At 72.5% G+C, this 24,350-nt stretch carries 15 protein-coding genes; 8 read left to right on the top strand and 7 right to left on the bottom strand.

Annotated elements, in window-relative coordinates; translation table 11 throughout:
- Nucleotides 1–60: 60 nt before the first annotated feature.
- Complete coding sequence (locus ABEA67_RS10365; RefSeq protein ID WP_425557186.1) at nt 61–10,731, top strand: translocation/assembly module TamB domain-containing protein; 10,671 nt, start codon at nt 61–63, stop codon at nt 10,729–10,731.
- A gap of 100 nt (nt 10,732–10,831) precedes the next feature.
- Here ABEA67_RS10365 and ABEA67_RS10360 read toward each other — a convergent pair whose 3' ends face one another.
- Both ABEA67_RS10360 and ABEA67_RS10355 read right to left on the bottom strand, forming a co-directional pair.
- Nucleotides 10,832–11,284 carry a hypothetical protein gene (locus ABEA67_RS10360; protein ID WP_345464826.1) on the bottom strand — a complete coding sequence of 151 codons (453 nt, stop codon included), beginning with the start codon at nt 11,282–11,284 and terminating at the stop codon, nt 10,832–10,834.
- Between the two features lie 120 nt (nt 11,285–11,404).
- Nucleotides 11,405–13,495: an ABC-F family ATP-binding cassette domain-containing protein gene (locus tag ABEA67_RS10355; RefSeq protein WP_345464824.1), complete on the bottom strand. Its 2,091-nt coding sequence runs from the start codon at nt 13,493–13,495 to the stop codon at nt 11,405–11,407.
- Nucleotides 13,496–13,582: 87 nt separating this feature from the next.
- Here ABEA67_RS10355 and trhO point away from each other — a divergent pair, with 87 nt between their 5' ends.
- Nucleotides 13,583–14,482 (top strand): oxygen-dependent tRNA uridine(34) hydroxylase TrhO, encoded by a 900-nt coding sequence (trhO, locus tag ABEA67_RS10350; RefSeq protein WP_345464823.1) that lies wholly within the window; start codon nt 13,583–13,585, stop codon nt 14,480–14,482.
- 102 nt (nt 14,483–14,584) lie between these two features.
- Here the strand turns inward: trhO and ABEA67_RS10345 are convergent, their stop codons facing one another.
- Nucleotides 14,585–15,091, bottom strand: coding sequence for an Hsp20/alpha crystallin family protein (locus ABEA67_RS10345; RefSeq protein WP_345464822.1), 507 nt, complete (start codon nt 15,089–15,091; stop codon nt 14,585–14,587).
- A 349-nt stretch (nt 15,092–15,440) separates the two neighbouring features.
- On the opposite strand from ABEA67_RS10345, the gene pyrR reads away from it, so the two are divergent.
- Genes pyrR through ABEA67_RS10325 form a run of 4 tightly spaced genes read left to right on the top strand, consistent with a single transcriptional unit; the run spans nt 15,441 to nt 18,740 of the window.
- Nucleotides 15,441–15,992 carry a bifunctional pyr operon transcriptional regulator/uracil phosphoribosyltransferase PyrR gene (gene pyrR, locus ABEA67_RS10340; protein ID WP_345464821.1) on the top strand — a complete coding sequence of 184 codons (552 nt, stop codon included), beginning with the start codon at nt 15,441–15,443 and terminating at the stop codon, nt 15,990–15,992.
- A complete protein-coding gene (locus tag ABEA67_RS10335; protein ID WP_345464820.1) occupies nt 15,989–16,927 on the top strand; it encodes an aspartate carbamoyltransferase catalytic subunit in 939 nt (312 codons plus the stop codon). Before pyrR ends, ABEA67_RS10335 begins: the two co-directional genes overlap by 4 nt.
- Nucleotides 16,928–16,969: 42 nt before the next feature.
- Nucleotides 16,970–17,467, top strand: coding sequence for a DUF3995 domain-containing protein (locus ABEA67_RS10330; RefSeq protein ID WP_345464818.1), 498 nt, complete (start codon nt 16,970–16,972; stop codon nt 17,465–17,467).
- A gap of 16 nt (nt 17,468–17,483) precedes the next feature.
- Nucleotides 17,484–18,740, top strand: coding sequence for a dihydroorotase (locus ABEA67_RS10325; RefSeq protein WP_345464816.1), 1,257 nt, complete (start codon nt 17,484–17,486; stop codon nt 18,738–18,740).
- An 82-nt stretch (nt 18,741–18,822) separates the two neighbouring features.
- On the opposite strand, the gene ABEA67_RS10320 is transcribed toward ABEA67_RS10325, so the two are convergent.
- The 3 genes from ABEA67_RS10320 to ABEA67_RS10310 form a co-directional block, all read right to left on the bottom strand.
- Nucleotides 18,823–18,996: a hypothetical protein gene (locus ABEA67_RS10320; RefSeq protein WP_345464814.1), complete on the bottom strand. Its 174-nt coding sequence runs from the start codon at nt 18,994–18,996 to the stop codon at nt 18,823–18,825.
- Between the two features lie 91 nt (nt 18,997–19,087).
- Nucleotides 19,088–20,170: a quinone-dependent dihydroorotate dehydrogenase gene (locus ABEA67_RS10315; RefSeq protein WP_345464812.1), complete on the bottom strand. Its 1,083-nt coding sequence runs from the start codon at nt 20,168–20,170 to the stop codon at nt 19,088–19,090.
- Nucleotides 20,171–20,221: 51 nt separating this feature from the next.
- Nucleotides 20,222–20,683 (bottom strand): RrF2 family transcriptional regulator, encoded by a 462-nt coding sequence (locus ABEA67_RS10310; RefSeq protein ID WP_345464810.1) that lies wholly within the window; start codon nt 20,681–20,683, stop codon nt 20,222–20,224.
- A 156-nt stretch (nt 20,684–20,839) separates the two neighbouring features.
- Here ABEA67_RS10310 and ABEA67_RS10305 point away from each other — a divergent pair, with 156 nt between their 5' ends.
- The gene (locus ABEA67_RS10305; protein WP_345464808.1) at nt 20,840–22,804 is read left to right on the top strand and encodes a chorismate-binding protein; all 1,965 of its coding nucleotides are present in this window, start codon (nt 20,840–20,842) and stop codon (nt 22,802–22,804) included.
- Nucleotides 22,801–23,505: an aminotransferase class IV gene (locus tag ABEA67_RS10300; protein ID WP_345464806.1), complete on the top strand. Its 705-nt coding sequence runs from the start codon at nt 22,801–22,803 to the stop codon at nt 23,503–23,505. Before ABEA67_RS10305 ends, ABEA67_RS10300 begins: the two co-directional genes overlap by 4 nt.
- Nucleotides 23,506–23,564: 59 nt before the next feature.
- On the opposite strand, the gene ABEA67_RS10295 is transcribed toward ABEA67_RS10300, so the two are convergent.
- A complete protein-coding gene (locus ABEA67_RS10295; protein ID WP_345464804.1) occupies nt 23,565–24,176 on the bottom strand; it encodes a hypothetical protein in 612 nt (203 codons plus the stop codon).
- Between the last annotated feature and the right edge of the window lie 174 nt (nt 24,177–24,350).

Here is a 24,350-nt window from a genome sequence, read left to right as displayed (position 1 = left end):
GGGGAGGATGCCCGCCCACCCCGTGCCCAGCGCCTTTTTTGACCCTCCAGCGGTGTGCGTGTGACGGAAACGCCGCACCCCGACCTGCCCCCCGTGACCCCGCACCGTCCCGCCCGGCGGCGCTGGCCCTGGGTGCTGCTGCTGGTCGCCGCCCTGCTGGGTCTGGCGGCATGGTTCGCGCCCGCGCTGCTGGGCCAGTGGGCGCTGAAGCAGGTGAGCGGCGGGAACATGCAGGTCACGGCGCAGGGCGTGGGCGGGCCGCTGTGGTCGCCGAAGCTGCAAGACGCACAGGTGAAGCTGCCCGGTGTGGACGCGGCGGCGGGCCAGGCGGGCGTGAGCGTGGCAGGCGTGGACCCGCGAACCCGGACCGTGCGCCTGAACGTGGCCGTTTCGGACGCCACCGTGAACCTGCGGCTGAAAGAGCTGCTGGCGGGCGAGAAAGGCGGGGGCGGCAAGGGCGGCGGCTGGAAGGTCATCCTGAACGACCTGGACGTGCAGCGCAGCCGGGTCAATGTGGACGGCGCGGGCGTGAACATCCCGGATGGCCGCTTCCGCGTGACGCGGGGTCAGAACGGCGTGCTGGCGGTACGCGGCCAGACCCCCGACGGGGAACTGAACGCCGACGTGACCGTGAAAGCGGGGAACGTCTTCGTGCTGGACCTGAACGCCGACGCACGGGTGCTGAACCACTACTGGCACGGCGTGACGGGCGGGCGTATCACCGGGCGCTACGTGCTGGGGGGCGGCGAGCCGGTGCGCGGCGACCTGAAGGTGACGGACGCCAGCATCCGCGTACCCGAGGCGCGCTTCGTGACGGTCCGCGACATCTCGGGACGGGCCATCCACCAGGGCAACGACATCACCCTCAACCTGACGGGGCAGGGCTGGGACGGCCCGGTCACCGCGCGGGGCGGCGTGGACCTGAAGGCGAGGAACTGGACGGTCACGGCGGAAGCCGCGCCGACGGTGCGGGGCCTGGCGCACGCGCTGGGCACGACCGGACGCGGCGAACTGAGCCTGCGGGTCACGGCGGGCGGCTGGAGCACCGTACGCGTGAAGGCCTACGGGAAGGGGGCCGGAACCCTGGCGGGCATTCCCTTCCGCGACCTGAACGCCGAGTACACCTTCCTCAACCGCGACGGGGCGGGCGGCTCGGCGGGCCAGACGAACGACCTGGCCTTCAGCGCGAGGACGGCGCTGGCGGGCCAGCAGACCCTGGATGGGCGCTGGGCCTTTGGCCGTGCGGGCGAGGCGCACTGGGCCGGGACGTTCGCCCAGAAGCCGCTGGACGTGACGGCGGACATCGACGCCCACAACGTGCTGACGCTGGCGGGCCGGGGCCTGGGCGGGCCTCTGGCGGGGACGCTGAGCCTGAAAACCCTGGCCCTGAACGCCACCCTCCACCCCACCTACGGCGCGGCGCGGGCACAGGTGGCCCTGAGCGGGAAGCCGCAGGACCTGCGGGCCGTGGTGACGAACGGGCAGGCCGGTCCCTTCGCGCTGGCCGGAACGGCACGGCTGAACCGGGAGGGGCTGAAGGCCGACCTGGGCAACCTGACCCTCGACCTCGACCACAACTTCCGGGGGGGCTGGACGGCGCGGAACCTGACCGGGGCGGGCGTCACGCTGAGCGGGCAGGGCCGCCTGGACCTGACGGGCGGGGACGTGGTGGGCACCCTGGCGGCGAACGTGCCGGGCGTGCCGGGCACCCTGCGCGGGCCGTTGAACGTGAACTACGTGGCGCAGCAGGGCACCTTCACGCCGGGTGACCAGCGCCTGACCTGGCGCGGCGACGCCTTCACGCTGGAGGCGCGGAACCTGGAGGTGGCGGGCGGCGTGCGCGTGAACGGCACGGCGACGGTCACCAACCGGCTGCGGGCGGTGGGCACCCTGACCGCCACCGGGAACGGCTTCGACCTCACCGCGACCGGGCTGGGCGATGTGGCACGGCTGCGGGGCACGGCGGGCGGCGTGACCGTGCTGGCCGACACCCAGCTCGCGCAGGGCTTCCGGACGACCGCGCGGGTCCAGGGCGCGGACATCCAGGGCGTGCTGAGCCTGGATGACGGCGTGCGCTTCACGCTGACCACGGCCGGAGAGACAGCGCGCGGGGTGCTGAACGGCCAGGACTGGGACGCGACCGGACGGGTGAACCTCGCCGCGCTGCGCCCGCTGGTCGGGGTGGACGACCTGGGCGGCACGCTGGACCTCGCGCTGGCGGGGCAAGGGGGAACGGCCCGCGTGGAGGCCACGGCGGCGGGGGCGAAGGTGCGCGGCACGCTGACGCGCACGGACGGAACCGTGCGGGCGAACCTGAACGCCGCCTTCGCGGACGTGGCGGCCCACCTCGCCGGGCAGGTGTATCCCAGCGTGCAGGCGAGCGGCACCGCCTTCTGGCAGGGACAGACGTTGAATGCGGCCCTGAGCGGCGAGTACGGCAATCTGCGGGCGCGGCTGACGGGGCGCACGGGTGAACTGTCCTTCTCGGGCGTCACCCTGCCGGGGCAGGCGGTGAATGTCACGGGCACCCTCACCCCCACGCTGACGGCCAACGGCACCTGGGGCGACCTGCGGGTGGCTTACGATGCGCGGACCGGGCTGCTGGGCGTGGCGGGACAGCAGGCGCTGACGGCGTTCGGGCAGGCGGGCCGGGTGCAGGGACAGGCGACCTGGGCACCCGGCTTCCGGGGCAACGTGAACGCGAGCGGCGTGCTGGACCAGTACACCGTCGTCCTGCGCGGCCCCTGGCAGAACCTGAACGTGCGGCTGACCGACCGCGAGGGCCTGCGCGCGACCGGCACGGCGGCGCTTCCAGCGGGCCACTACGACCTGAACGTGCGCGGCCCCGTCGCGGGCCTGTACGTGGACGGGCGGGTGACCGGCACCGGGCTGGAACCGCGCGGCACCGTGAACGTATTCGACGGCTCGGGCGGCAGCGCGCGGGTCACCCTGCGTGGCTTCGACGACTTCGACCTGCGCTCGCGTGGCCTGACGCTGGCCGGGCAGCGCGTGGGCGGCGACCTGACTGCCCGGAACGGCGTGCTGACCGGCGACCTGACCGCCGGGCCACTGCGGCTCACCGCGGGCGGGGGGCGCGTGAACACGGTGGGCGAGGTCGCAGGCCACACGGTGACGGCCACCGGGCGACTGACCCTCCCCGCCACGCTGGAAGACCTGCGCGTGAACGTGACCGGGCCGTATGTCACGGCGCAGGCGACGGGCGGCGTGGCGAACCTGCGCGGCACGCTGCGGGTGAAGGAGCAGACCTTCGGGGAGGGGGCCACGCGCGTCGTCCTCCCGGCGCAGGTGTTCCCGCTCAGCGCTTCCCTGACGGGGGCGCGGGCGAACGTGGGCGGCCTGACGTACCTGGGCGGCGGGTGGAGCGGCGGCGTGAACCTCCGCTACCTGCTGGCGGGGCAGGGCGGCACCCTGCGATTGGCGGGGGACGGAACGAGGCTGACCGCCGTGCCGTCCGGCCCCGTCGCGGGCCGCGTGACCCTGCTCCCCCGGCTGGAGGGCAGGCTGACCGCCGACCTCTCCCCCTTCCTGCCGCTGCTGCCGGAAGCGGTGCGCGCGGAGGTCGTGCCGGGGCAACTCGTGGCGCAGGTGGGCGCGAACGGCGCGGCGCTCGCCACCCAGGGCACCCGTTACCTGGGCGACCCGCTGAGCCTGGATGCCCGCCTGAACTGGGCGCGCGGCTTCCGGGCGGCAGGCACGCTGACGCACCCCGGCACCCGCATCCCGCTGCGCTACGACGGGCGCGACCTTACCGTGCGTGGCGCGCGGCTGGACGCGCGGGTGTTGCGGCCGCTCACGGCGGCGAGCGGCACCGTCACGGCCAGCCTCACGGTGCCGGGGCTGGACTTCGGCCGGGCGAGCGGACAGGCGCGGGTGAACGTGACGGCGGGGGGCCAGCGGGCCAGCGGAACGGTCAGCCTGACGGAAGGCCAACTGGGGGCCGACCTGCGGGCGGGGCCGCTGCGCCTGACCGCCCGGAACGGTCAGGTCAACGCCACCGGGGAACTCACGGGCCATACCCTCACCGCCAGCGGGCGGCTGACCCGGCTCACCGCGCTGGAGAACCTACGGGTGAACGTCAGCGGGCCGTATGTCACGGCGAGCGCGGCGGGAGACCTTGCCGACCTGCGCGGCTCGCTGCGCCTGAAGGGGCAGACCCTCGGCGCGGGCAGCGCGGGAGTGGACCTGCCTTCCCAGACCCTGCCACTGACCGCCTCGCTGACGGGCGGGCGGGTCCAGGTGGGTGGCCTGACGTACGCGGGCGGACGCTGGAGCGGAAACGTGAACCTGCGGTACGCGCTGGGCAGCCGTCCGGGCACGCTGGGCGTCGTCGGGACCGGCGCGGGCCTGGCCGCCGTCCCCTCCGGCCCGCTGGCTGGCCGGGTGACGCTGCTCCCCGGTCTGGGCGGAACACTGACCGCTGACCTCGCCCCCTTCCTGGCCTCGCTGCCCGCGGACGTGCGGGCACAGACGGTGCCGGGGCAACTGGTCGCGCAGGTCAGCGCGGACGGGGCGGTGCTGACCGCGCGGGGCACGCGCTACCTGGGCGACCCGCTGAACCTGGACGGGCGGGTGAACTGGCGCGGGCGGGTGACGGCGGCGGCGGAACTCACCCACCCCGGCACCCACCTTCCGCTGCGCTATGACGGGCGGACCCTCACGGTTCAGGGGGCCGTGCTGGACGCGCGTGCCCTGCGCCCCCTGGTAGAGGCGACCGGCAGCGTCACGGCGAACCTGACAGTCCCGAACCTGGACTTCGACCGGGCGAACGGGCAGGCACGGGTGAACCTGACAGCCACGGGGCAGCGGGCCGTGGGCAACGTGACGCTGGCGCGGGGGCAGCTCAGCGCCGACCTCACCAGCGACCTCGCGGGCCTGAGCGTGCAGGTGCGCGGTCCCCTCTATCCGCGCGCAAATGCCGTGCTGAACGTGGGCGACGTGCGCGGCACGCTGAGTGGGAACGCGGCGGACACCCTCACCCTGCGGGCTGCCGGGATGTACCAGGGTCGCGCCCTCGACCTGACCGCCACCGGGCAGGCCCTCACCGGGCCGAACGGGGCGGCCACGCTGAATGCCCTCGTCGCGGGCGCGAGCGTGAATCTGAAGCTGAACCGGGCGGAAACCGACTGGCGCGTGGCAGGCAACTTCGACGCCCCGGACCTCCAGAAGTTGGCGGGCACGGCGGGGAACGTCAGCGGCACCGTCACCGGCACCCTGCGCGACCTGCGCGTGAACGCGGACGGGGAGGTGGCGGGGGCCGTATTCCACGCCCCGGCCAGCTACACGGGCGGCGTGCTGCGGGTGCAGGAGGCGACGGCGAAGCTGCCCTACGCCTCACTCCGGGCGAGCGGCCCGGTCTTCCCCACCCTGAACCTGAGCGCGAAGGCGACGCTGACCGACTACCTGCCGGGAACATACACCGCGCAGGCGCGCGGCTCCCTGGGCAAGCCGGACGTGCGGGCACAGGGCACCCTGACCGGCGCGGCGGGCGGCCTCCAGGCGAGCGGCACCGGGCTGACGGCGCGGCTGCTGGGCCAGGACTGGAAGGTGAACTTCAGCGGCGAGGCGCTGGCCGGGTTTGCCCGCGGACAATTGGGGTCGGGGGCGCTGGCAGGCTTGCAGGACAGCCGCCTGAACGTCCACGCGCCCTTCGTCAGCGGGGAGACCCGCGTGCGGCTGGACGGCGTGACCGGCTGGAACGCGCGGGGTGGGTGGCTGGGGTCGTTGCGCGCCACGGGGAATGTTCCGGGCGGGGCGCTGGACGCGACCCTGAAGGGGGCCGGGGCACTCGCGCTGGCGGGCAGCATCGGCCCGGCGAGCGTGGCTGGAGCCTTCCCCGCCGACCTCCCGCTGAAGCCGGGCGGCACGCTGGACCTCACCGCGCTGGATGTGGGGGCGCTGTGGGGCCGTGCGGGAGAGCTTCGTGCCACGGGCCGCGCGACGCTGGCGGGCGCGAGCTGGAGCAGGCCGGAAGCGGCCTTCGCGGGCCGCCTGGCCGACGTGGGCGGCGACCTGACCGGCGACCTGGGCGCGACGTACCGCGCCGGGGACGTGGCGGTGCGCCTCGCGGGCGAGCGGCTGGCGGGCGGCGCGACGCTGAGCGGCGGACGCTACGAGGCGACGCTGAAGGCCGAACCCCTCCGCCTCGCCCGGCTGTTGCCCCCCGCCTGGGACGTGGACGCGCTGACCTTTGCCGGGACCGTGCGCGCTTCGGGGACGCTGGCGGGCGGGCCTTCACAGGTGGAGGCGCAGAACCTGGCGCTGCGCGGCGAGCAGGGCACGGCGGGGCCGTTCAGCCTGTATGGCCGCGCCTCCTACCTCCGCCGGGGCAGTCAGCCCGACATGCTGGAGGCCGACCTGTCCGGCAGCCTGCGCGGCGGCGTGCTGAAGGCGAACGGAGCGCTTCCGGTGGGCGTGCGCGTGACGGCGCGGAACGTGGATGCGCGGGGCTTCGGCGCGGGCCTGATCAATGCCGACCTCACCCTCAGCGGCCCGCTGGAAGACGTGCTGCTGGCCGGGAAGGCCTCCTCCGTCACCGACGACTTTAACGCCCAGGTCGCCCTCTCCGGCCCGCTGCGGGACGCCCGTGCGAACGCCCGCGTGACCCTGAAGGGCCAGGGGCAGGCAGGCATCCTGTACGCCGACGCCACGGACCTCGACCTCGCGGCGGGCACAGTCCGGGCGCGGGTGTACGGCACGGCGCGGCAGGGCGGCAACACCGTGCGGCTGGACCTGAACGGCGCGTGGCCCCGTCTGACGGGCACGGCGACCGCGACGCTGACCGGTCTGCCGAACCCCGTCACGCTGACGGGCGACGGCCAGGGTGGCTATGCGCTGAATGGCGGCACGCTCGGCACGGGCCGCCTGACGCTGACCCCCGGCCAGGGCTTCATTCCCGCGCTGGCCGGGCAACTGCACCTCACGCCGCTGGCACTGGTCAACGGGACTGGGACGGCGACGGCGGACGTGACGCTGACCGGCACGCTGGCTGCCCCGCGCCTCGCCGGAACCCTGACCACGCGCGGGGCGGAAGTCTCGGGCGTGCGGCTGACCGACACCACCGGGGCCTTCACCGGCACGCTGAACGCCCTGCGCGGCACCCTCACGCAGGCCGGAACGACCGTCGCCACCCTGGAGGGGCAGACGCTCACGCTGAACGGGCTGACGGCGAACGCGGCGGGCAGCACCCTGCGCGCGAGCGGCACGGCGGGGCTGAACGGCACGGCGGATCTCACCCTCACGGCGAGCGGCCTGCTGGACGGCAACGTGCGCGCCACGTACCATGCCCGCGCGCTGGCCCTGGACGGGACGCTGAGCGGGCAAGGGCTGCGGGCCGCGCTGGACGTGAACGCCGACCCCTTCACCGGCTGGCATGGCACGGCCCGCGTGACCGGCGGGCCGGCCGGCGTGCTGACCGAGGCGGCGAACCTGAAGTTCTCCGGCTCCTTCGAGCACCCCCTGGTCACCGGCGAGGCCGGCGTGCTGGGCGCGGGCGCGCGGCTGGTGGCGAATGCGGACGGCGTTCACCTGCGGCTGGTGGACGGCCCGGAGGCCACCGCGAACGGCGTGCTGGAGCTGCGCCAGGGCGAGCAGGGCCAGCACGGGGGCGGCGGGTGGCGCTGGCTGGGCACCGTGGCCCTGACCCGCCCGGAACTCAGCTTCAGCCTCACGCCGACTGGGCCGCTGGCCGACCCGAACCTCACCCTGAGTGTGCGGCGGGGCCAGTGGCGCGCGGCGGGCACCGCCAGTCTGCGCGAGGCGGACCTGGACGTGACGGACGGCCTCACCACGGGGCGCGTGACCTGGAACGGGGAGACGCTGCGGGCGAACCTGCCCGGCCTGGACCTCGCGCGGCTGGACGTGCCGCGCCTGACCGGCCGGCTGACGGCCAACGGCGCGGTCAGCACCGACACGCAGGACGGGCGCGTGAGCGTGCGCGTCACGGACGTCACGACGGACTATGAAGTGCCCTACCTGGGCGTCACGCTGGCGGGCGACCTGACGGCGGACGTGACCCTCACCGGCGGCAAACCGCAGGTGCAGGCGAGCGCGGCGCTGCCCTCCGGCATGGTGAAGGTGAACGCCTCCCAGGGCGCGGCCGGCTGGACGGGCAACCTGGCCGGCACGCTGGCGCGCGGGGGCGGGACCCTTACGGCGAACGTCATCTCCGGGCCGGGGGGCCTGACCGGTTCGGTCACGGCGGCGCGCTATCCCCTGAGCGCGCTGGGGCAGGACGTGCGGCTGGCAGGAACGGTCACGCTGGGCGGGCAGACCTTCCAGGCGAACCTGACGGCGGGGAATGACATGGGCGAGGCGGAACTGACCGGGGGCGGCGGCCTGGCGGACCTGCTCCCGGCCCTGGGCGGCCTCGGCAACGTGCGCCCCACCGAGGAGGGCTACCGCCTGCGCGCCCTGCTGAACAATGTGGAAGTCGCCAAACTGAACATCGCGCCGGGCCTCGCGGGCCGCGTGAACGGCGAGGCGAACATTCAGGACGGCGGCGGCACCGTGGTGGTCAGCAGCCGCGCGCTGCAAATCGGGCAAAAGCAGCTCGGCGCGCGCGTGGAGGGCACCCTGGTCGGCGGCGACTGGCGCATTCGCGGCTTCCTGGGCGAGACGGACTTCTTCGCCTCACTCACCGGCGGCACGCTGAGTGGGCGGGCGACGTTGCAGGCGCTGCCGCTGGGCGCGGTGGTGGCCGCCTTCACCGACACCCCGGTGGGCGAGGGCGTGGTGACGGGCGTGGCCCGCTTCTCGCTGCCGCTGGCCGACCCCCTCGCGGGCAGCGCCACCGTGGTCGCGGAGCGCATCCGGGTCACGGCCACCAGCGGCACGGGCGCGGACGCCGTGACCGAGACGCTGACCGGCACCGGTACGCTGGACTACGCGGCGCGGGAACTGCGGAACGTGGACATCCAGCTCGCGGGCGCGGGCACCTGGGACGTGCGCGGCGGGTACACGCGGCAGCGGGTGGACCTCAGCGCGCAGTTCCGGGACACGACCTTCACGCCCGTGCTGCGGCTGATTCCGGGCCTGGCCGAACTCACGCCCAGCCTCAAGGGCAGTGTCACGCTCACGGCGGCGGGCACCTACGACCGCCCGCGCGGGCTGCTGCGCGCCCAGAACCTCGTCGGCAGCGTGGCAGGCCTGAGCCTCCAGATTCCCAGCTTCGCGGGTGACCTGCCGGATTCCGGGGCCTTCACGGCGGGCGGGCGCATCCTGACCGGCGGCACGGTCGGCAGCGACGGGACCGTGGACCTCAAGGGTCAGCTCACGCTCGGGCGGCTGTCGGGGACGCGGGCCACCTTCACGGGTCTGCTGGCCCCACAGGCCCTCGGCGCGCTGCCCAATACCACTGTCACGCTGACGCAGGGGGCGGAAAACCGCTGGACGCTGGACGCCCAGAGCCGCAGCGCCGCCACGGCGGCCACCCCGGCGGGGACCCTGAGCGTGACGGGCACGGTGGCCCCCCGCCCCGACCTCACCCTGACGGCGCGCGGCTACAACCTGCCGCTGGCGGCCATCTATGCCCGCGAGAGCGTGTTGAACGCCGACCTGCGCGCGGTGGACGACGGGCAGCTCGTCCACGTGAGCGGCGCGGCGCACTTCCTGCGGCTCACGCTGGGGCGCACGAACGCTCCGGCGACCATTCCCGCGCCGGGCCAGAGCAGCGTGGGCGGCTCCGCTCAGGCCGGGGGCCGCACCACCGACGACTACCCCAGCCCCCTGCCCGAGGAGTACACGACCTTCCCGAAGCCGCCCTCCGAGACAGAGGCCCGGCCCGCGCGGCCCTTCCTGGAGCGCATCGTCTTCGAGGACATCCCGATTCAGGCCCCCAACGGTATCCGGGTGGATGAGGCGCTGGCCCGCGCGGAGTTCAGCGGCAACCTGGTGCTGTCGGGCACGGGCGCACGGCCCCAGCTTCAGGGCAATGTCCTGGCGCAGCGCGGCACGCTGTTCCTGCGCGAGAACGAGTTCACGTTGCGCAGCGGGCGGGTCAGCTTCAGCGGCGAGGGGATTCTCCCGACCTTCGCGGTCGTCGCCAGCGGCACCGTGCCCTCGGCCACGACCGGGCAGCGGGTGCCCGTCACGCTGGATGTGAGCGGCGAGTTCCGGCCCGCGACGAACGGCCAGGACGTGCTGGTCCTGCGCACCAACCTGGGCTGCACGGCCACGGCGGGCACGGTCTGCACCGACCCCACCACCGGCAACCCCTACACGGAAGCGCAGCTGTACGCGCTGGTCGCCACCGGCGTGCCGGACCTGCAAGCCCTGCCCGCGAACCTGGCCGCCCTGGGCACCAGCGCCCTGCAAACCGCGCTGAACGTGTTCGTGCTGGGCGAACTGGAGCGCAACGTGGCCCGCGCCCTGGGCCTGGACGTGTTCCGCCTCACGCCCAACCTCGCCACGGCAGACGGCTCGCTGGGCGCGACCCTGACGCTGGGGTCGTACCTCACGCGCGACCTCTACCTGCAATACCAGGTGGACCTGAACGGCAGGGGCCTGCTGGACGCCACCTACAGCACGCCCGACGGCCGCGTGACCTTCAAGGTCAGCACGCCGCTCAACGGCCTGAATCTCCAGTCGGTCCGCCCCAGCTTCAGCGCCGCCTACAACTTCAACCGCCGCGTGAGCGTCAGCCTGGGCGTGCAGAACGACGAGGACAGCACGAAGGTGCGCTTCGGGGTGACGTACCGGCTGTTCACGCGGTAGCGGTCAGCTTCCAGCCGCCAGCGGCCAGCCAAAAAGAAATGCCCCGGCTTGCGCTGGGGCTTTCTCTTGCTGGTTGCTGGAAGCTGGCCGCTGGAAGCTCTTACCGGCTTGCGCTCGCGCGGGGTTCCAGCGCATAGAAGGCGACCACCGCGACGAGCGCGCCGACCCAGCCGGGGGCCGAGCCGAGGGCGAGTTCGAAGGGGCGGCCCAGCACCGTGCTGCCGAGCTGGCCCACGAGCTGCTCGCCCTGCTGCTGGGCGACGACGTTCCAGCCCACGATGGGTTCGCCCAGGAACCCGGTCACGCGGTCCACGCCGCGCAGCACCAGCTTCTGGCCGCCCACGTTGCCGCGCAGTTCGCCTTCCTCCAACTCGATGCGGACCGGCTCGCTGCCGACCGTGCCCTCCACGCCCCGCTCGGTGATTTCGAGGTCGATGTCCTTGCCGTGCAGCCGCCCGCCCGCGCGGCCCGAGATGCGGTCGCCGTCGATGGCGCAGCGGACGCTGTAGCCGTCCGCGCCGCCGAGACGGCCCTTGATGAGGTCTTCACTCATGGTGGGGAGTATAGCGGGGCGCTGCGCGCGGGGAGTGGGAAGTGGTCAGTGGGAAGTGGAAAAAGCGCGGGAGCTTCTGCTTCAGCCATTCTCCTTCCACTCACCACTTACCACGCACCACTAACCACTGACCACCCCAATCCGCTCGAAATACACCCGCCGCCGCAGCACCGGCCCCCCCTCCCCCAGCCGCACCCGGCCCACCTTCCACCCTTCAAAGAGGACGCGCAGTGCCCCACCCAGCAGCGCCGCGCCGTACCAGGCTGGGGGCGGGGCGGAAAAGCGCAACGTCTCGCCGTCCCAGGCGAGGTGGGGGCAGGCCTCCTCGTCGCGGGCGGCCCAGAACATGCCGCCCCGCTCGCCCAGGCGCTGCGCGCGGACGGTCAGCGGCGGCTCGCGCACCTCGGCGTCGTACTGGGGGGCGGCGTAGGCTTGCGCGTACAGGTCATACAGGTGCGCCTGAAGCTGGTGCGACTGCGCCCGCAAGCGGGCCTCCTCGCGGCCGGTCAGGGTGCCGGGCGGGGCGTCGAGTTCGCGGCGGAGGTCCGCCAGTTGCGTCTCCACCGGCACGAGGCGCTGGCGGGGCGTGGGGGGTGGCGGGGGTGGCGGCGGGTCGCCGGTCAGGGTCCGCGCGGGGTCGCCGTACTCGCGGCTGCCCCACCCGGCCACCTCGCGCAGCCGGGCATCCTCGATGACCCACAGCCGGTTGGCGACCTCGCGGGCAAAGCGGCGGTCGTGCGTGACGATGACGACTGCGCCGCCGTAGGCGTGGACCGCCGCCTCCAGGGCCAGCAGCGCCTCCACGTCGAGGTGGTTGGTCGGCTCGTCGAGCAGCAGCAGGTCGGCACGCAGGGCGCTCACCAGCGCGAGGCCCGCCCGCGCCCGCTCGCCGCCCGAGAGCGTTGAAGGGGTCTTGGGCCAGTCGGCCTCCACGAACCCGGCGCGGCCCAGCAGAGCGTTCGCCCGCGCGCCGAACCTCCGCTCGAACTGCGCCCTCAGCCCCTCGCCGGGTGTCAGGCCGTGCCAGGTCTGGTCCAGGCTGGCGACGGTGACGCCGTTCGCCACGCGCAGGACAGGTTCCGGCGGGCCAGCCTCAGGGGGGACAGGGTCGGGCTGGAGTTCTCCGGCCAGCAACCGCATCAGCGTGGTCTTGCCGGTGCCGTTCGCGCCCATCAACGCCACGCGGTCGCCCTGCCGCAGCTTGAAGGCCACGTCGTGCAGCACCTCCCGCTCGCCGTAAGTCTTGGAGAGGTGTTCCCCCCAGGCGACCAGCCGCGCCCGCGCCGTGCCCGCCAGCAGGCGCATCCGGAGCTGCCGCTCGGGGAGGGGGGCCTCGGTGACGGGCAGGCGTTCCACACGGGTTTTCAGCGCGCGGGAACGGCGGCCCCAGCGGTCCAGTTGTTCCACGCTTCCGGCCAGGCGGGCGGCCTCCCGTTCTCCCAGCCGGGCCGCGCGCTCCCGCGTCCGGCGTTCGAGGTCGCGTTGCGCCCGCGCCCGCGAGTAGCCCCCCGCGTACTCCGTCCCCTCCCCCTGTTCCAGCCACACGCTGCGGGTCGCCGCAGCGTCCAGAAAATCGCGGTCGTGGCTGGTCAGCAGCACGCCGCCCCGGAAGTCCCGCAGATGCTCCTCCAGCCACTCGCGCATCCGGATGTCGAGGTGGTTGGTCGGTTCGTCCAGAATCAGGAGGTCGGGTTCGCGGGCCAGCGCCAGGGCCAGCGCGAGCCGGGTGCGCTCACCGCCGCTGAGGGTGGCCGCCTCGCGGTTCAGGAATCGCGTGAGGTCGAGCATGCCCAGCACCCGTGCGGCGCGGGCGGGCCAGGTGTAGGCTCCGGCGTCCTCCAGGCGGGCGTGCAGCGCCGTCCACGCGGCCAGCATGTCCGGGTCGCCCAGGTTCGCCTCCAGCGTCAGCAGTTCGGTTTCCAGCCCGCGGTAGGGGTGGGCGGCGTCCACCAGCTCGCGCACGGTAAGGCCGGGGGGGTGGGCGTGATGCTGCTCCAGCACCGCCATCCGCAGGCCCGGCATCCGCCAGACGGTCCCCTCCTCAGGCACGAGTTCGCCGGTCAGCACCCGCAGCAGCGTGGTCTTGCCCGCCCCGTTGCGCCCCAGCAGCGCCACCCGCTCGCCCGTCGCCACCGACAGCGACACGCCGCGCAGCACGGGCCGCTCCCCGAAGGTGACGGACAGGGACTCGGCGGCGAGGAGGGTGGGCATCAGGGGCGAGGGTAGCAGGCACGGGCGGGGCAAAGGGAGGCTCCGGCCAGACTTCAGCCGCGACCGGGCCGCTATCATCCCCCGGTGATGTCCGGCTCTCCCCCTTCCCCCGCCTGGGTCGTCGCCGCCCTCTACCAGTTCCTCCCGCTGCCCGACCCCGCCGCGCTGCGGGAGGAACTGCTGGCCCTCGCCACGCGCCTGGGCCTGTGCGGCACACTCATCGTCGCGCCGGAGGGCATCAACGGCACGGTGGCAGGGTCGCGGGAGGCCGTCAGCGAACTGCACGCCTTTCTGCGGGCGGCGGGCTTCGGCGGGCTGGAATACAAGGAATCGCTCAGCCCAGAGCAGCCCTTCAAACGGCTGAAGGTGCGGCTGAAAAAGGAAATCGTGACGCTGGGCGTGCCGGTCAAGCCGCTCGCGCAGGTGGGCCACTACCTCGACCCGCAGGAGTGGAACGCCCTGCTCTCGGACCCCGACGTGCTGGTGATCGACACCCGCAACCGCTACGAGGTGAGGGCGGGCACCTTCCAGGGCGCGGTGAATCCCGAACTGGACAGCTTCCGCGAGTTCCCGGCCTGGGTGGAGGAGCATCTGGGGGGCCAGCGGGAACGCCGGGTCGCCATGTTCTGCACGGGCGGCATCCGCTGCGAGAAGTCCACCAGCCTGCTGCGCCAGATGGGGTTTCAGGACGTGTACCACCTGCGCGGCGGCATCCTGCGCTATCTGGAGGACATTCCGCCCCAGCAGAGCCGCTGGGAGGGCGAATGCTTCGTGTTCGACGGCCGGGTGACGGTCGGGCATGGCCTGGAGCCGGGCGAGAGCGAGATGTGCCAGAGCTGCGGCTGGCCGCTGACGCCGGAAGAAACGCGGCACCCCCACTTCGAGCGCGGCGTGAGCTGCGAGCATTGCCACGCCCACACCACCGAGCGGCAAAAGGCCAGCTTCCGCGACCGCCAGCGCCTGTACGACGCAGCGGCGGAAGACTGAACGCACAGACGGAACGCCCACACAAATACGCCCAGACGAATACACAGACGCCCCGGCAATCCATGTCCGGGGCGTCTGTGCGGAGGAAAGGAGAAGTGAAGTTTAGCCCTGCTGGTCCTGGGTCTCCGCCTGGGTCTGGGAGCCGCTGGGCTGGCCCTGCCCGGCGTCCACCGTCTTCGGGGCGCTGAGCTGCCCGCCGCTGCGGACATTCACGGTGCGCTTCTGGGCGGCCTCGCTGCGGGGCACGCGGATGGTCAGGGTGCCGTGGTCGAAGTCGGCCTCGACCTTGGTCAGGTCGTACTTGGCCGGAACGCTGAAGGTCCGGCTGAAGGTGCCGTAGGCGCGCTCCACGCGGTGGGCGGTGCGGCCCTCCTGGCGGCTGTACTTCCGCTGCGCCTGCACGGTCAGCGTCTGGTTCTCGGCCTCGATCTGGATGTCGTCAGGCTGCACGCCGGGGAGGTCCAGCGTCAGCTCCAGGCCCTGCTCGTCCTCATGCACGTCCACAGGGGGCGCGAGGCGGGCCGTCTGGTTGTTCACCGCGCTGCCAAAGGCGCGGTCCATGCGCTGGGTCAGTTCCTCGATTTCACGAAAAGGATCAAATCGCATCATGGGGAAACCTCCTGAAGATGGAAGCGCCGCGCAACCAGCTTGGTATGCCCCGCACTCAACTGTCCAGAGTGTATTCCTTGAGTGTAATCGTGTCAAGTTCATTGAGCGTTAAGTGCGGTATGCGGGCGGTGGCCTGGAGGGCACAGGGTCATCGCCCAGCCCTTCCCCTGCCCTGCCGGAGCGTGTAGACTCCCCCAGGTATGGGGCAGATGCCCCGGCCTTTTCTTGGCGGTCCCGTGAGGCCGCGCCCGCCCCGTGAGGCAGGAGAAGGAGCGAAGATGCGACATGTTTTGACAGGCCGACAGCACGTGCTGGACGGCGTTTTTTATGGGCAGAAGGCGGCACGCCTATGACCCCCAAGGCCACCATCCTCACCGCCGACGAGGTGCGCCGCGCCCTGACGCGCATCGCGCACGAGATCATCGAGCGGAACAGGGGCGCGGAGAATCTCGCGCTGATCGGCATTCATACGCGCGGCATTCCGCTGGCGCACCGGCTGGCGCAGAAACTGGGCGAGCTGGAAGGCGTGGAGGTGCCCACCGGGATGCTCGATATCACCCTCTACCGCGACGATCTGTCGGAAGTGGCGCACCAGCCGATCATCCGCGAGACGCAGGTGCCCTTCGACCTGGCCCGCCGCCGGGTCGTGCTGGTGGACGACGTGCTGTTTACGGGGCGCACCGTGCGCGCCGCGCTCGACGCCCTGATCGACCTGGGCCGCCCGGCCAGCATCCAGCTCGCGGTGCTGGTGGACCGCGGCCACCGTGAGCTGCCCATCCGCGCGGATTACGTCGGCAAGAACCTGCCCACGGCCCGCGCGGAGATGGTGAAGGTGAAATTGCAGGAGACGGACGGCGTGGACCTGGTGGAACTGCATGACCTGCCGGAGGCGGCGCAATGACGGCCCCCACCCCGCCCCGCCCCCGCAGCCTGCTGGACTTCCAGGGCTGGACGCCCGAACGCCTGAACGCCCTGCTGAACAACGCCGACACCATGAACCAGGTGCTCGACCGCCCGGTGAAGAAGGTTCCGGCATTGCAGGGGCTGACGGTCTGCACGGCCTTTTTCGAGAACAGCACCCGCACCCGCATCTCTTTCGAACTGGCCGCCCGGCGCATGAGTGCCGATGTGGTGAGCTTTGCGGCGGGGGCCAGCAGCCTCAGCAAGGGTGAGAGCCTGCGCGACACCGTGGAGGTGCTGACCGCCTACAAGGTGGACGCCTTCGTGGTGCGGCACCCGGCCAGCGGCGCGGCGCACCTGGTCGCGCGCTACAGCGGCAAGCCCGTCATCAACGCGGGCGACGGGCGGCGGGCACACCCCACCCAGGCGCTGCTCGACGCCTACACCATCCGGCAGGAATACGGCTCCCTGGAAGGGAAAAAGGTCGCCATCATCGGGGACATCCGCCACTCGCGGGTGGCGCGCAGCAACGCCGAACTGCTGCCGAAGCTGGGGGCCGAGGTCGTGCTGTGCGGCCCGGCCACCCTCCTTCCGGCTGACCTCGCTGCCCTGCCCGGCGTGACCCTCACCACCGACCCGCGCGAGGCCGTGCGGGGTGCCCACGCGGTGATGGCCCTGCGCCTCCAGCAGGAGCGCATGAACGCGGGCTACCTCGCCAGCCTTCAGGAGTACGCGGGGCGCTATCAGGTCAACGAGGCCCTGATGCGCGAAGCCGAGAGCGGCGCGATTGTCCTGCACCCCGGCCCGATGAACCGCGACCTCGAAATCAGCAGTGAAGTGGCCGACGGCCCGCGCAGCCGCATCTTGAAGCAGGTCGAGAACGGGCAGGCCGTGCGGATGAGTGTGCTGTACCACCTGCTGGTGGGGCGGGATTGAGGGCGATGAAGCCCTGAGCCAGACGAGTGCAGGAGAAAGTCAGTGACGAGAACCGTCCGCACAACGCCCTTTGTCTGGATAGCCTGCCTGCTTGGTCTGATCCACGCGGCGTTCAGCCTGTACTGGGCGGGAGGCGGGCGGTGGCTGCTGAACACGGTGGGGCAATGGGCCGTCGAGTTGGGCCAGCAGGCCCCCCGGCAGGCTTTCTGGCTGCTTCTGCTCATCGCCCTGTTCAAGGCGGCGGCGGCCATCATTCCGCTCCTCAACACCCGGGGCCGCCTGCCCTGGCCCCGGCTCTGGCGCGGCATCAGCTGGGTAGGGGGCATATTTTTAATCCTCTATGGAGGCGCGAATACCCTTACCGCGTGGGCCGTGTTGGCCGGAGTGATCCGCACGGAGAGCTTCGACCGGGCCAGTTTGGCAGGACACGCCGCGCTCTGGGACCCGCTTTTTTTCCTCTGGGGACTCTTCCTGACCCTGCATTTATTCCAGACACGGCGGGGCAACGCTTCATCCCGTTCGCTGTTCGACCAGAATTGACCTCAAGGAGCTGGCTATGACCCTGACCATCACCAACATCAAACGCCCCGGCAGCAACCGGCTGGAATCCGTCACCGTCGAGAACGGCGTCATCCAGGGCTGGAACCTCGGGGACCTCGGGGAAGTGCTGGACGGCAAGGGCGGCACCGTCGCTCCTGCGCTTATCGAACTCCACGCGCACCTGCGCGAGCCGGGGCAGACGGAAAAGGAAGACCTGGCCTCGGGTCTGGCGGCGGCGGCGGCGGGCGGCTACGGCACGGTCGTCTCGATGCCCAACACGACGCCGGTGGTGGACGACCCGGCCACCGTGCGCGCGCTGCTCGAGAAGGCGGAGGGCTTAGGCTTTGCCCGGCTGAAACCCGCCGCCGCCCTCACGCAGGGGCAGAAGGGCGAGCAGCTCGCCGAACTCGCCTTTCTGAAGGACGCCGGCGCGGCCATGTTCACCGACGACGGGCGCACCAACGAGAATGCCCGCGTGCTGCGGCTGGGGCTGGAATACGCCCAGAGCCTGGGGATGGTCGTGAGCGTTCACGCCGAGGACGCTTCCCTGCGCGCGGACGGCGTGATGAACGAGGGGCCGGTGTCCGAGGAACTGGGCCTGCCCGGCAACCCCTGGGCAGCGGAGGCGGCCCGCGTGGCCCGTGACATGGACATCGTTGCGCTGACCGGGGCGCGGCTGCACGTGCAGCACCTCTCCACGGCGCGCGCCCTCGACCTGGTGCGCGAGGCCAAACGGCGCGGCCTGCCCGTCACCTGCGAGGTCTGCCCCCACCACCTCACCCTGACCGACGAGGCGCTGCGGTCCTTTGACGCCCTCTACAAGGTCGCGCCGCCCCTGCGGACGCAGGCGGACGCCGACCATCTGCTGGAAGGTCTGCTCGACGGCACGGTGGACTGCCTCGCCACCGACCACGCGCCGCACACCCGCGCCGAGAAGGAACGCGACCTGCTGGACGCCCCTTTTGGCATCGCGTACATCGAGCTGGCCTTTCCGCTGATGTGGACGCGCTTTGGCGAGCGGCTGGGGCTGGAGCGGCTGCTGGACCTGATGACGGCGGCCCCCGCCCGCGTGATGGGCTGGCCCGAGCCGACGCTGGAGGCCGGTGCCCCCGCCGACCTGGTGGTGCTGGACCTGGACACCGGGCGCGAGGTGAACCCAGCCGACTTCCGGAGCAAGGCGAAATTCAGCCCCTGGGCGGGCGAGACCCTCAGGGGCTGGCCGCTACTCACGGTGGTGGGCGGGAAGGTCGCGTTCCAGCGGGCGGCAGAATGATCCCGGCGCGGGCCGCTTCAGCGACCTGAGCTGAACCCGGCCACCCAGGAATGGGCCGGCCGGGGTTTTCATATGTTCCGGGCTACAGGTCGAGCGGGTCGGGATTCTGCGAGGCGGCCTTGCCCTCATCCTTGTCGTTGCGCTGAAGGGCCTCTTCGAGCTTTTCATCCCCCACGCCGGGGTTGACCCGCTTGGTGTCGGGAAAATCGTCCCGCTCGTGAACGTCGGTGTTCGCCATATCGCCGGGGTCGGTCATGCTGCGCCTCCTGTGGGGGTAAGAAACGGCCCTGCGCCGCCATGCTGCCAGGGGGCCGCGGCCCAGAACGTCTCATCCCCTACACAGCCGATCAAGCGTCCACCCCCACCGCCTCCGCCACGTTACGGAAGCCGTCGCGCGCGAGTAACCCGGCCAGGCCCCGGTTCAGGCGGGCGGGCAGGCCGGGGCCTTCATAGATCAGCGCCGTGTAGACCTCGGTCAGCGCGGCCCCGGCACGAATCTTGGCGTAGGCGTCCCCGGCAGTGAAGATGCCCCCGACACCCACGATGGGCACGCGCCCCCGCGTGAGGCGGTAAGCGTCGCGGACGAGGTCGGTGCTGCGCCGGGTGAGGGGCCGCCCGCTGAGGCCGCCCGCTTCCTCCCGCCGGGGATGGGTCAGCCCCTCGCGGCTCAGGGTGGTGTTGCTGATGATGAGGCCGTCCGCACCTGCCGCCAGCACCGCGTTCACGCTCGCCTCGAAGTCTTCGGGGTGCAGGTCGGGGGCGAGTTTGACGAGGACGGGCGGGCGGCTCAGGGTGCGGACGCGGCCCACCTCCACCTCGCCCAGCACCGCGCGCACCAGGGCCGCGAGGTCCGCTGCCGCTTGCAGGGCGCGCAGGCCGGGCGTGTTGGGGCTGCTGACATTGACCACGAAGGCGTCGGCCACGTCTTGCAGGGCGCGGACGCACCCCAGGTAATCCTGCACCGCCTCCTCGTTCGGCGTGGCCTTGTTCTTCCCGATGTTGACCCACACGGGCGCAGGCCGGGCGGGGAGCGCGGCGAGGCGGGCGTGCAGCGCCTCCGCCCCCGCGTTGTTGAAGCCCATGCGGTTGATCAGCGCCTCGTCGGGCGGGAGGCGGAAGAGGCGGGGCCGCTCGTTGCCAGCCTGCGCCAACGGCGTCACCGTGCCGACCTCCAGGAAGCCGAAGCCCAGCGCGCCGAAGGCCGGGACCGCCTCCGCGTTCTTGTCCAGCCCCGCCGCGAGGCCCACCGGGGACGTGAAGGTGCGCCCCCACAGCGTCTGCGTGAGGCGCGGGTCAGCCGGGGCGGTCAGCGTCCGGGCGAGGGCAGGCCAGGCGGGCAGGCGCGAGGCCACCCCCAGCGCGCGCAGGGTGAGGTGGTGGGCGTCCTCCGCATCCAGGCGGAACAGGGCAGGCTTTATGCGGCGGTACATCGGCCCCCAGGATACCCGGCCCCCAGGATGCCGGGCGGCGGGGCCGCGCGTTCAGGCCGTGGGAGACGGGAACACGGGTTCCAGTTGCACCAGGCGGCTGTGTTCCTGGCGCTCGCTCTCCAGAATCAGGTCGGCCAGGGTGGTCCCACCCAGCACGTCGCGCAGCGCCGTATCCACCCGGTGCCACAGGTCCAGGGTGCCGCAGACGTTGCCCTTGTCGCACACATGGTCGTCTTCCACGCACGACACCGGCGCGATGCTGCCCTCCATCGCCGTGACCACCTCGTAGGCGTTGATGGCCTGAGCGGGCCGGGCCAGGCGGTAGCCGCCGCGCGCGCCCCGCACGCTCTTGATGAAGCCCGCCCGGCGCAGGTTGCTGGCGATCTGCTCTAGATAATGCTGGCTGATGCCCTGGCGCTCCGACACGTCCTTGAGCGGCACGGCATCCCCACCCCGCCGCCCGATCTCAATCAGGGCGCGCAGGCCGTACTGAGCTTTGGTCGACACCCACATGCCCCCAGTCTACCCCCCAAATCCGGGCGGGGAGTAGGGATTTGGAGACGATAAATCAGGAGGTGATTTCCACCCCTGGTTCGCCTCCGGTCTCAATAGCAGGACAATGGAGCAACACCACCCCTGCCCCCGAACGCCAGCCCTAGAATCCGGCCCGTGACTGCGCGGCCTGCCCCTCCCCTGCCCCCCTTCCTGAACACCCTCTCCCCGGCGGACGTGCTGCTGCGGCTGCGGGCGGCGGGCGCACCGGGCGTCGTGCTGCTCGAATCGCTGGGACCGGTGGTGGACCACGGGCAGTACAGCTTCCTGAGCGCCTGGCCGATGCAGGTGCAGGAAGCCGTGCCCGAGCGGCCCGCCGGGGAGGCCTTCTTCCCCGCCTGGCTGGGCGGCCTGAAGTACGAGGCGGCGCAGGCATTCGGCCTGGAAACCCACCCGCCGGAGGGCGCGGCGGCCTGGTGGGGCCTCTACCCCAGCGGCCTGGTCTGGGACCGTGCGGCGGGCACGCTGGAGGCCGTCGGTGAGGCCGGACATGTGGACTGGGCGGCGGTGCTGGCAGGCCACCCGGCTCCCACCCCTGTCCTGACGGTGGGCGAGTTCGGCGCGGACGACGTGGATTACCCGGCGGGCGTGCGGGCCGTGCAGGACCTGATCCGGGCGGGCGAGGTCTATCAGGTGAACCTCTCGCGCGGGGTGCGGGCGCAGGCAACGGGTGACCCCCTGGCGGCCTACCTGCGGCTGCGGGAGGTCAACCCCAGTCCCTTCATGGCCTTTCTGGACCTGGGGGAGGAGGTGGTGGTGTCGTGCAGCCCCGAACGGCTGGTGCTGTGGGAAGGCGAACACATCTCGGCCCGCCCCATCGCGGGCACGCGGCGGCGCGGCGACACGCCGGAGGAGGACGCGGCGCTGGAACGGGAGCTGCGCGCCAGCCCCAAGGAGGTCAGCGAACACACCATGCTGGTGGACCTCGTGCGGCACGACCTGGGGCGGGTGGCGGCGGCAGGCACGGTCACGGTCCCCGACCTGGGCCTGGTGGAGCGCTACAGCCACGTGATGCACCTCGTCTCGGAGGTGACGGCGGCGGCCCGGCCCGGCCTGACCGTGCGCGAGCTGCTGGCCGCCACCTTTCCGGGCGGCACCATCACCGGGGCACCCAAGGCCCGCGTGATGACCGCCATCCGCGACCTGGAACCGGCACCGCGCGGCTGGTACACGGGCGGCGTCGGCATCGTGAGCGGCGCGCGGGTGGACGTGAATATCCTGATTCGCACGGCGGGATTCCGCCGCCAGTCGCCAGTCACCAGCGACCAGCTCACGCCTCCCAATGCTGGCGGCTGGCCGCTGGAAGCTGGCCGTTGGACCGTGCAGGTCCGTGCCGGGGGCGGCACCGTCATCGACGCCGACCCGGCGCGCGAGGCGCAGGAGACAGTCCACAAGGCGCAGGCGCTGCTGGCGGTGCTGTCGGGCAGACCGGGGCGGCCCGCGCAGGAGCCGGCGCTCCCCGTGCCGGGCCGGGCCTGGGCACCGCCGCCCGCCTCCTCGCAAACGGGACTGCGGGTGCTGCTGCTGGACAACCGGGACTCGTTCACCATGAACCTCGCGCATGACCTCCTCGCCCTGGGCGCGGTGGTGGACGTGCGGACGCAGGACGAGGAGGCGCAGACGCTGCTGGCCTCCCGCCCGGATGCCGTGCTGGTGGGGCCGGGGCCGGGGACACCGGGAACCAGCGGCTCCACGCTCGCCCTCACGCGCCTGTGCCTGGAGCGGGGGGTGCCGCTGCTGGGCGTCTGCCTGGGGCATCAGGCGCTGGGCGAGGTGCTGGGCGGGCGGGTGGAGCGGGCCGAACCCGTCCACGGCCGGCCGGAAGGGGTGCGGCACGGCGGGGAGGGCCTGTTCGCGGGCATCGCGGACGCGGCACCGTTCGGGCGCTACCACTCGCTGGTCGTGCGCGGCCTGCCCGACGAACTGGTCACGGCCCGCAGCGCGGACGGCGAGGTGATGGCCCTCCAGGTGCCGGGGCGGCCCGCCTGGGGCGTGCAGTTCCACCCCGAGAGCGTGCTGAGTCCGGCGGGGCGGGTGCTGCTGGGCAACTGGCTGAGGCTGAGCCGTCAGGAGAAGCGGTGAGGCCGCTGCCGACCGGGGTGGACGCCTCCGCCTGGCTGCACGGTGCCACCGCCTTCACGACCGTTCGCACCCGCTGGGGCGTGCCGCTGCTGTGGGAAGCGCACTTGGCACGGTTGGCCCGGACCTGCACCTTCCTGGGGCTGCCCACGCCTGAGGGCGGGCCACTCGCCCTGGACCCCCTGCCCTGGGGCCTGCTGCGCCTGACCGCCACCGCCGGGGGCGTGTTCTGGTCGCACCGACCCATCCAGCCCGGCCCGCGCCCGTCCGGGGGCGTGAGCGTGTGCGTTACGGGCATGCAGGTTCACCCGCAACTCGCGGCCCACAAGACCGGGAACTATCTGCCGTCCCTCCTGGCCGGGCAGGCAGCGGCTGCTGCCGGGGCCTTTGAAGGCTGGCTGACGGACGCCGCCGGGCAGGTCGTGGACGGGGGGCGCACCTCGCCGCTGCTGGAGTTGGGGGGGCGGCTGGTCGTCCCGGCAGGCGGGCTGCCCGGCCTCACCCGCGCAGCCTTCCTAACCGGAAGAGCATTCGAGGAGCGGCCCGTCCCGGTGGCCGAGCTGCCCCACGTCACCCGTGCCTGGATCTGCGGCAGCGGCGTGGGCGTGGTGCCGGTCAGCGAACTCGTGGGCGAGGGCTGGAGGTTATCTCTGCCCGCCGCGTGGCCGGACGTGACGGACCCGGCGCTGGTGTGGCCGGAATAGCGGCGGGGCGGCGAGGTTTCCCCCACCGCCCCGGTTCTGAGCTGCTCAGGAGCCGCGCTTCAGTGACCGCCCTGGCCCTGGCGCTCGCTCTGGAGGCGGCCACCACCCGACACGTCGTCGAGCCGCAGGGCACCGTGACGGCGCATCAGGCCCAGGGCCTCGTCCGTCCGGCTACCTTCGGGGTCGCGGGCGATCACCAGGATATTGCCGGCCTTGATGCCGTCATAGAAGCGCTCGGCCTGCGCGGCGGGCACGCCCATCTGGCGCAGCAGCTTCACGTAGTCGCCGTGGTCGCCTCCAGTCAGTGCGCCGAACAGACCGCCCAGACCGCCACCCCCCAGCACACCGAACAGCATGGCGAGCAGCCCGCCTTCCTGATAGACGGGCACGAACAGCAGGAGCAGCACCCAGACGGGGAAGGTCAGCGCGATGCCCGCCAGCGCCCCGACCAGCGCGCCGCGAATCACGTTGCTGGAGCCACCGGGCGCGCCCGCCTCGGGACTGACGCCGGTCTGCTGCGCGAGATCGTCCTCGGCCACCACGTCGGTCAGGGCAAAGCCGAGGTGTTCACGGTCAAAGCCGCGGGCCTGGAGGGCGTCCAGGGCACCCCGGGCCTGCTGGGCTTCACGAAAGAGGGCAACCACGCTTTCCATTGCCTCCGGTTTTACCATGCCCGGCAGGCTCCCGGCGAGGGACAAAGCGGGTGCCAGGCCTTGTTCTCAAGACCCGTTGCGCAGTAGAGGTAGGAGCAGGTAGGTTCAGGGGTGTTACGGCTGGAGAAGCTGAAGTCCCGAGCGCGTTCCTTTGAGCGGCTGGTGGGGCTAACGCCGATGGAGTTTGACCAG

It is taken from the genome of Deinococcus carri (assembly GCF_039545055.1).
Lineage (GTDB): Bacteria > Deinococcota > Deinococci > Deinococcales > Deinococcaceae > Deinococcus > Deinococcus carri.
The sequence above is the reverse complement of the archived record's forward strand: the minus strand, read 5'-3'. Positions and strand labels throughout refer to the sequence as shown.

Excerpts from the sequence above, each read along its gene's own strand:
- ABEA67_RS10355 (WP_345464824.1), bottom strand. The coding sequence starts at position 13,495 with ATGCCCACCCTCCTCGCCGCCGAGTCCCTGTCCGTCACCTTCGGGGAG.
- ABEA67_RS10315 (WP_345464812.1), bottom strand. The coding sequence starts at position 20,170 with ATGTACCGCCGCATAAAGCCTGCCCTGTTCCGCCTGGATGCGGAGGAC.
- ABEA67_RS10295 (WP_345464804.1), bottom strand. The coding sequence starts at position 24,176 with ATGGTAAAACCGGAGGCAATGGAAAGCGTGGTTGCCCTCTTTCGTGAA.
- ABEA67_RS10310 (WP_345464810.1), bottom strand. The coding sequence starts at position 20,683 with ATGTGGGTGTCGACCAAAGCTCAGTACGGCCTGCGCGCCCTGATTGAG.
- ABEA67_RS10325 (WP_345464816.1), top strand. The coding sequence starts at position 17,484 with ATGACCCTGACCATCACCAACATCAAACGCCCCGGCAGCAACCGGCTG.
- pyrR (WP_345464821.1), top strand. The coding sequence starts at position 15,441 with ATGACCCCCAAGGCCACCATCCTCACCGCCGACGAGGTGCGCCGCGCC.
- ABEA67_RS10320 (WP_345464814.1), bottom strand. The coding sequence starts at position 18,996 with ATGACCGACCCCGGCGATATGGCGAACACCGACGTTCACGAGCGGGAC.
- ABEA67_RS10345 (WP_345464822.1), bottom strand. The coding sequence starts at position 15,091 with ATGATGCGATTTGATCCTTTTCGTGAAATCGAGGAACTGACCCAGCGC.
- trhO (WP_345464823.1), top strand. The coding sequence starts at position 13,583 with ATGTCCGGCTCTCCCCCTTCCCCCGCCTGGGTCGTCGCCGCCCTCTAC.
- ABEA67_RS10360 (WP_345464826.1), bottom strand. The coding sequence starts at position 11,284 with ATGAGTGAAGACCTCATCAAGGGCCGTCTCGGCGGCGCGGACGGCTAC.
- ABEA67_RS10335 (WP_345464820.1), top strand. The coding sequence starts at position 15,989 with ATGACGGCCCCCACCCCGCCCCGCCCCCGCAGCCTGCTGGACTTCCAG.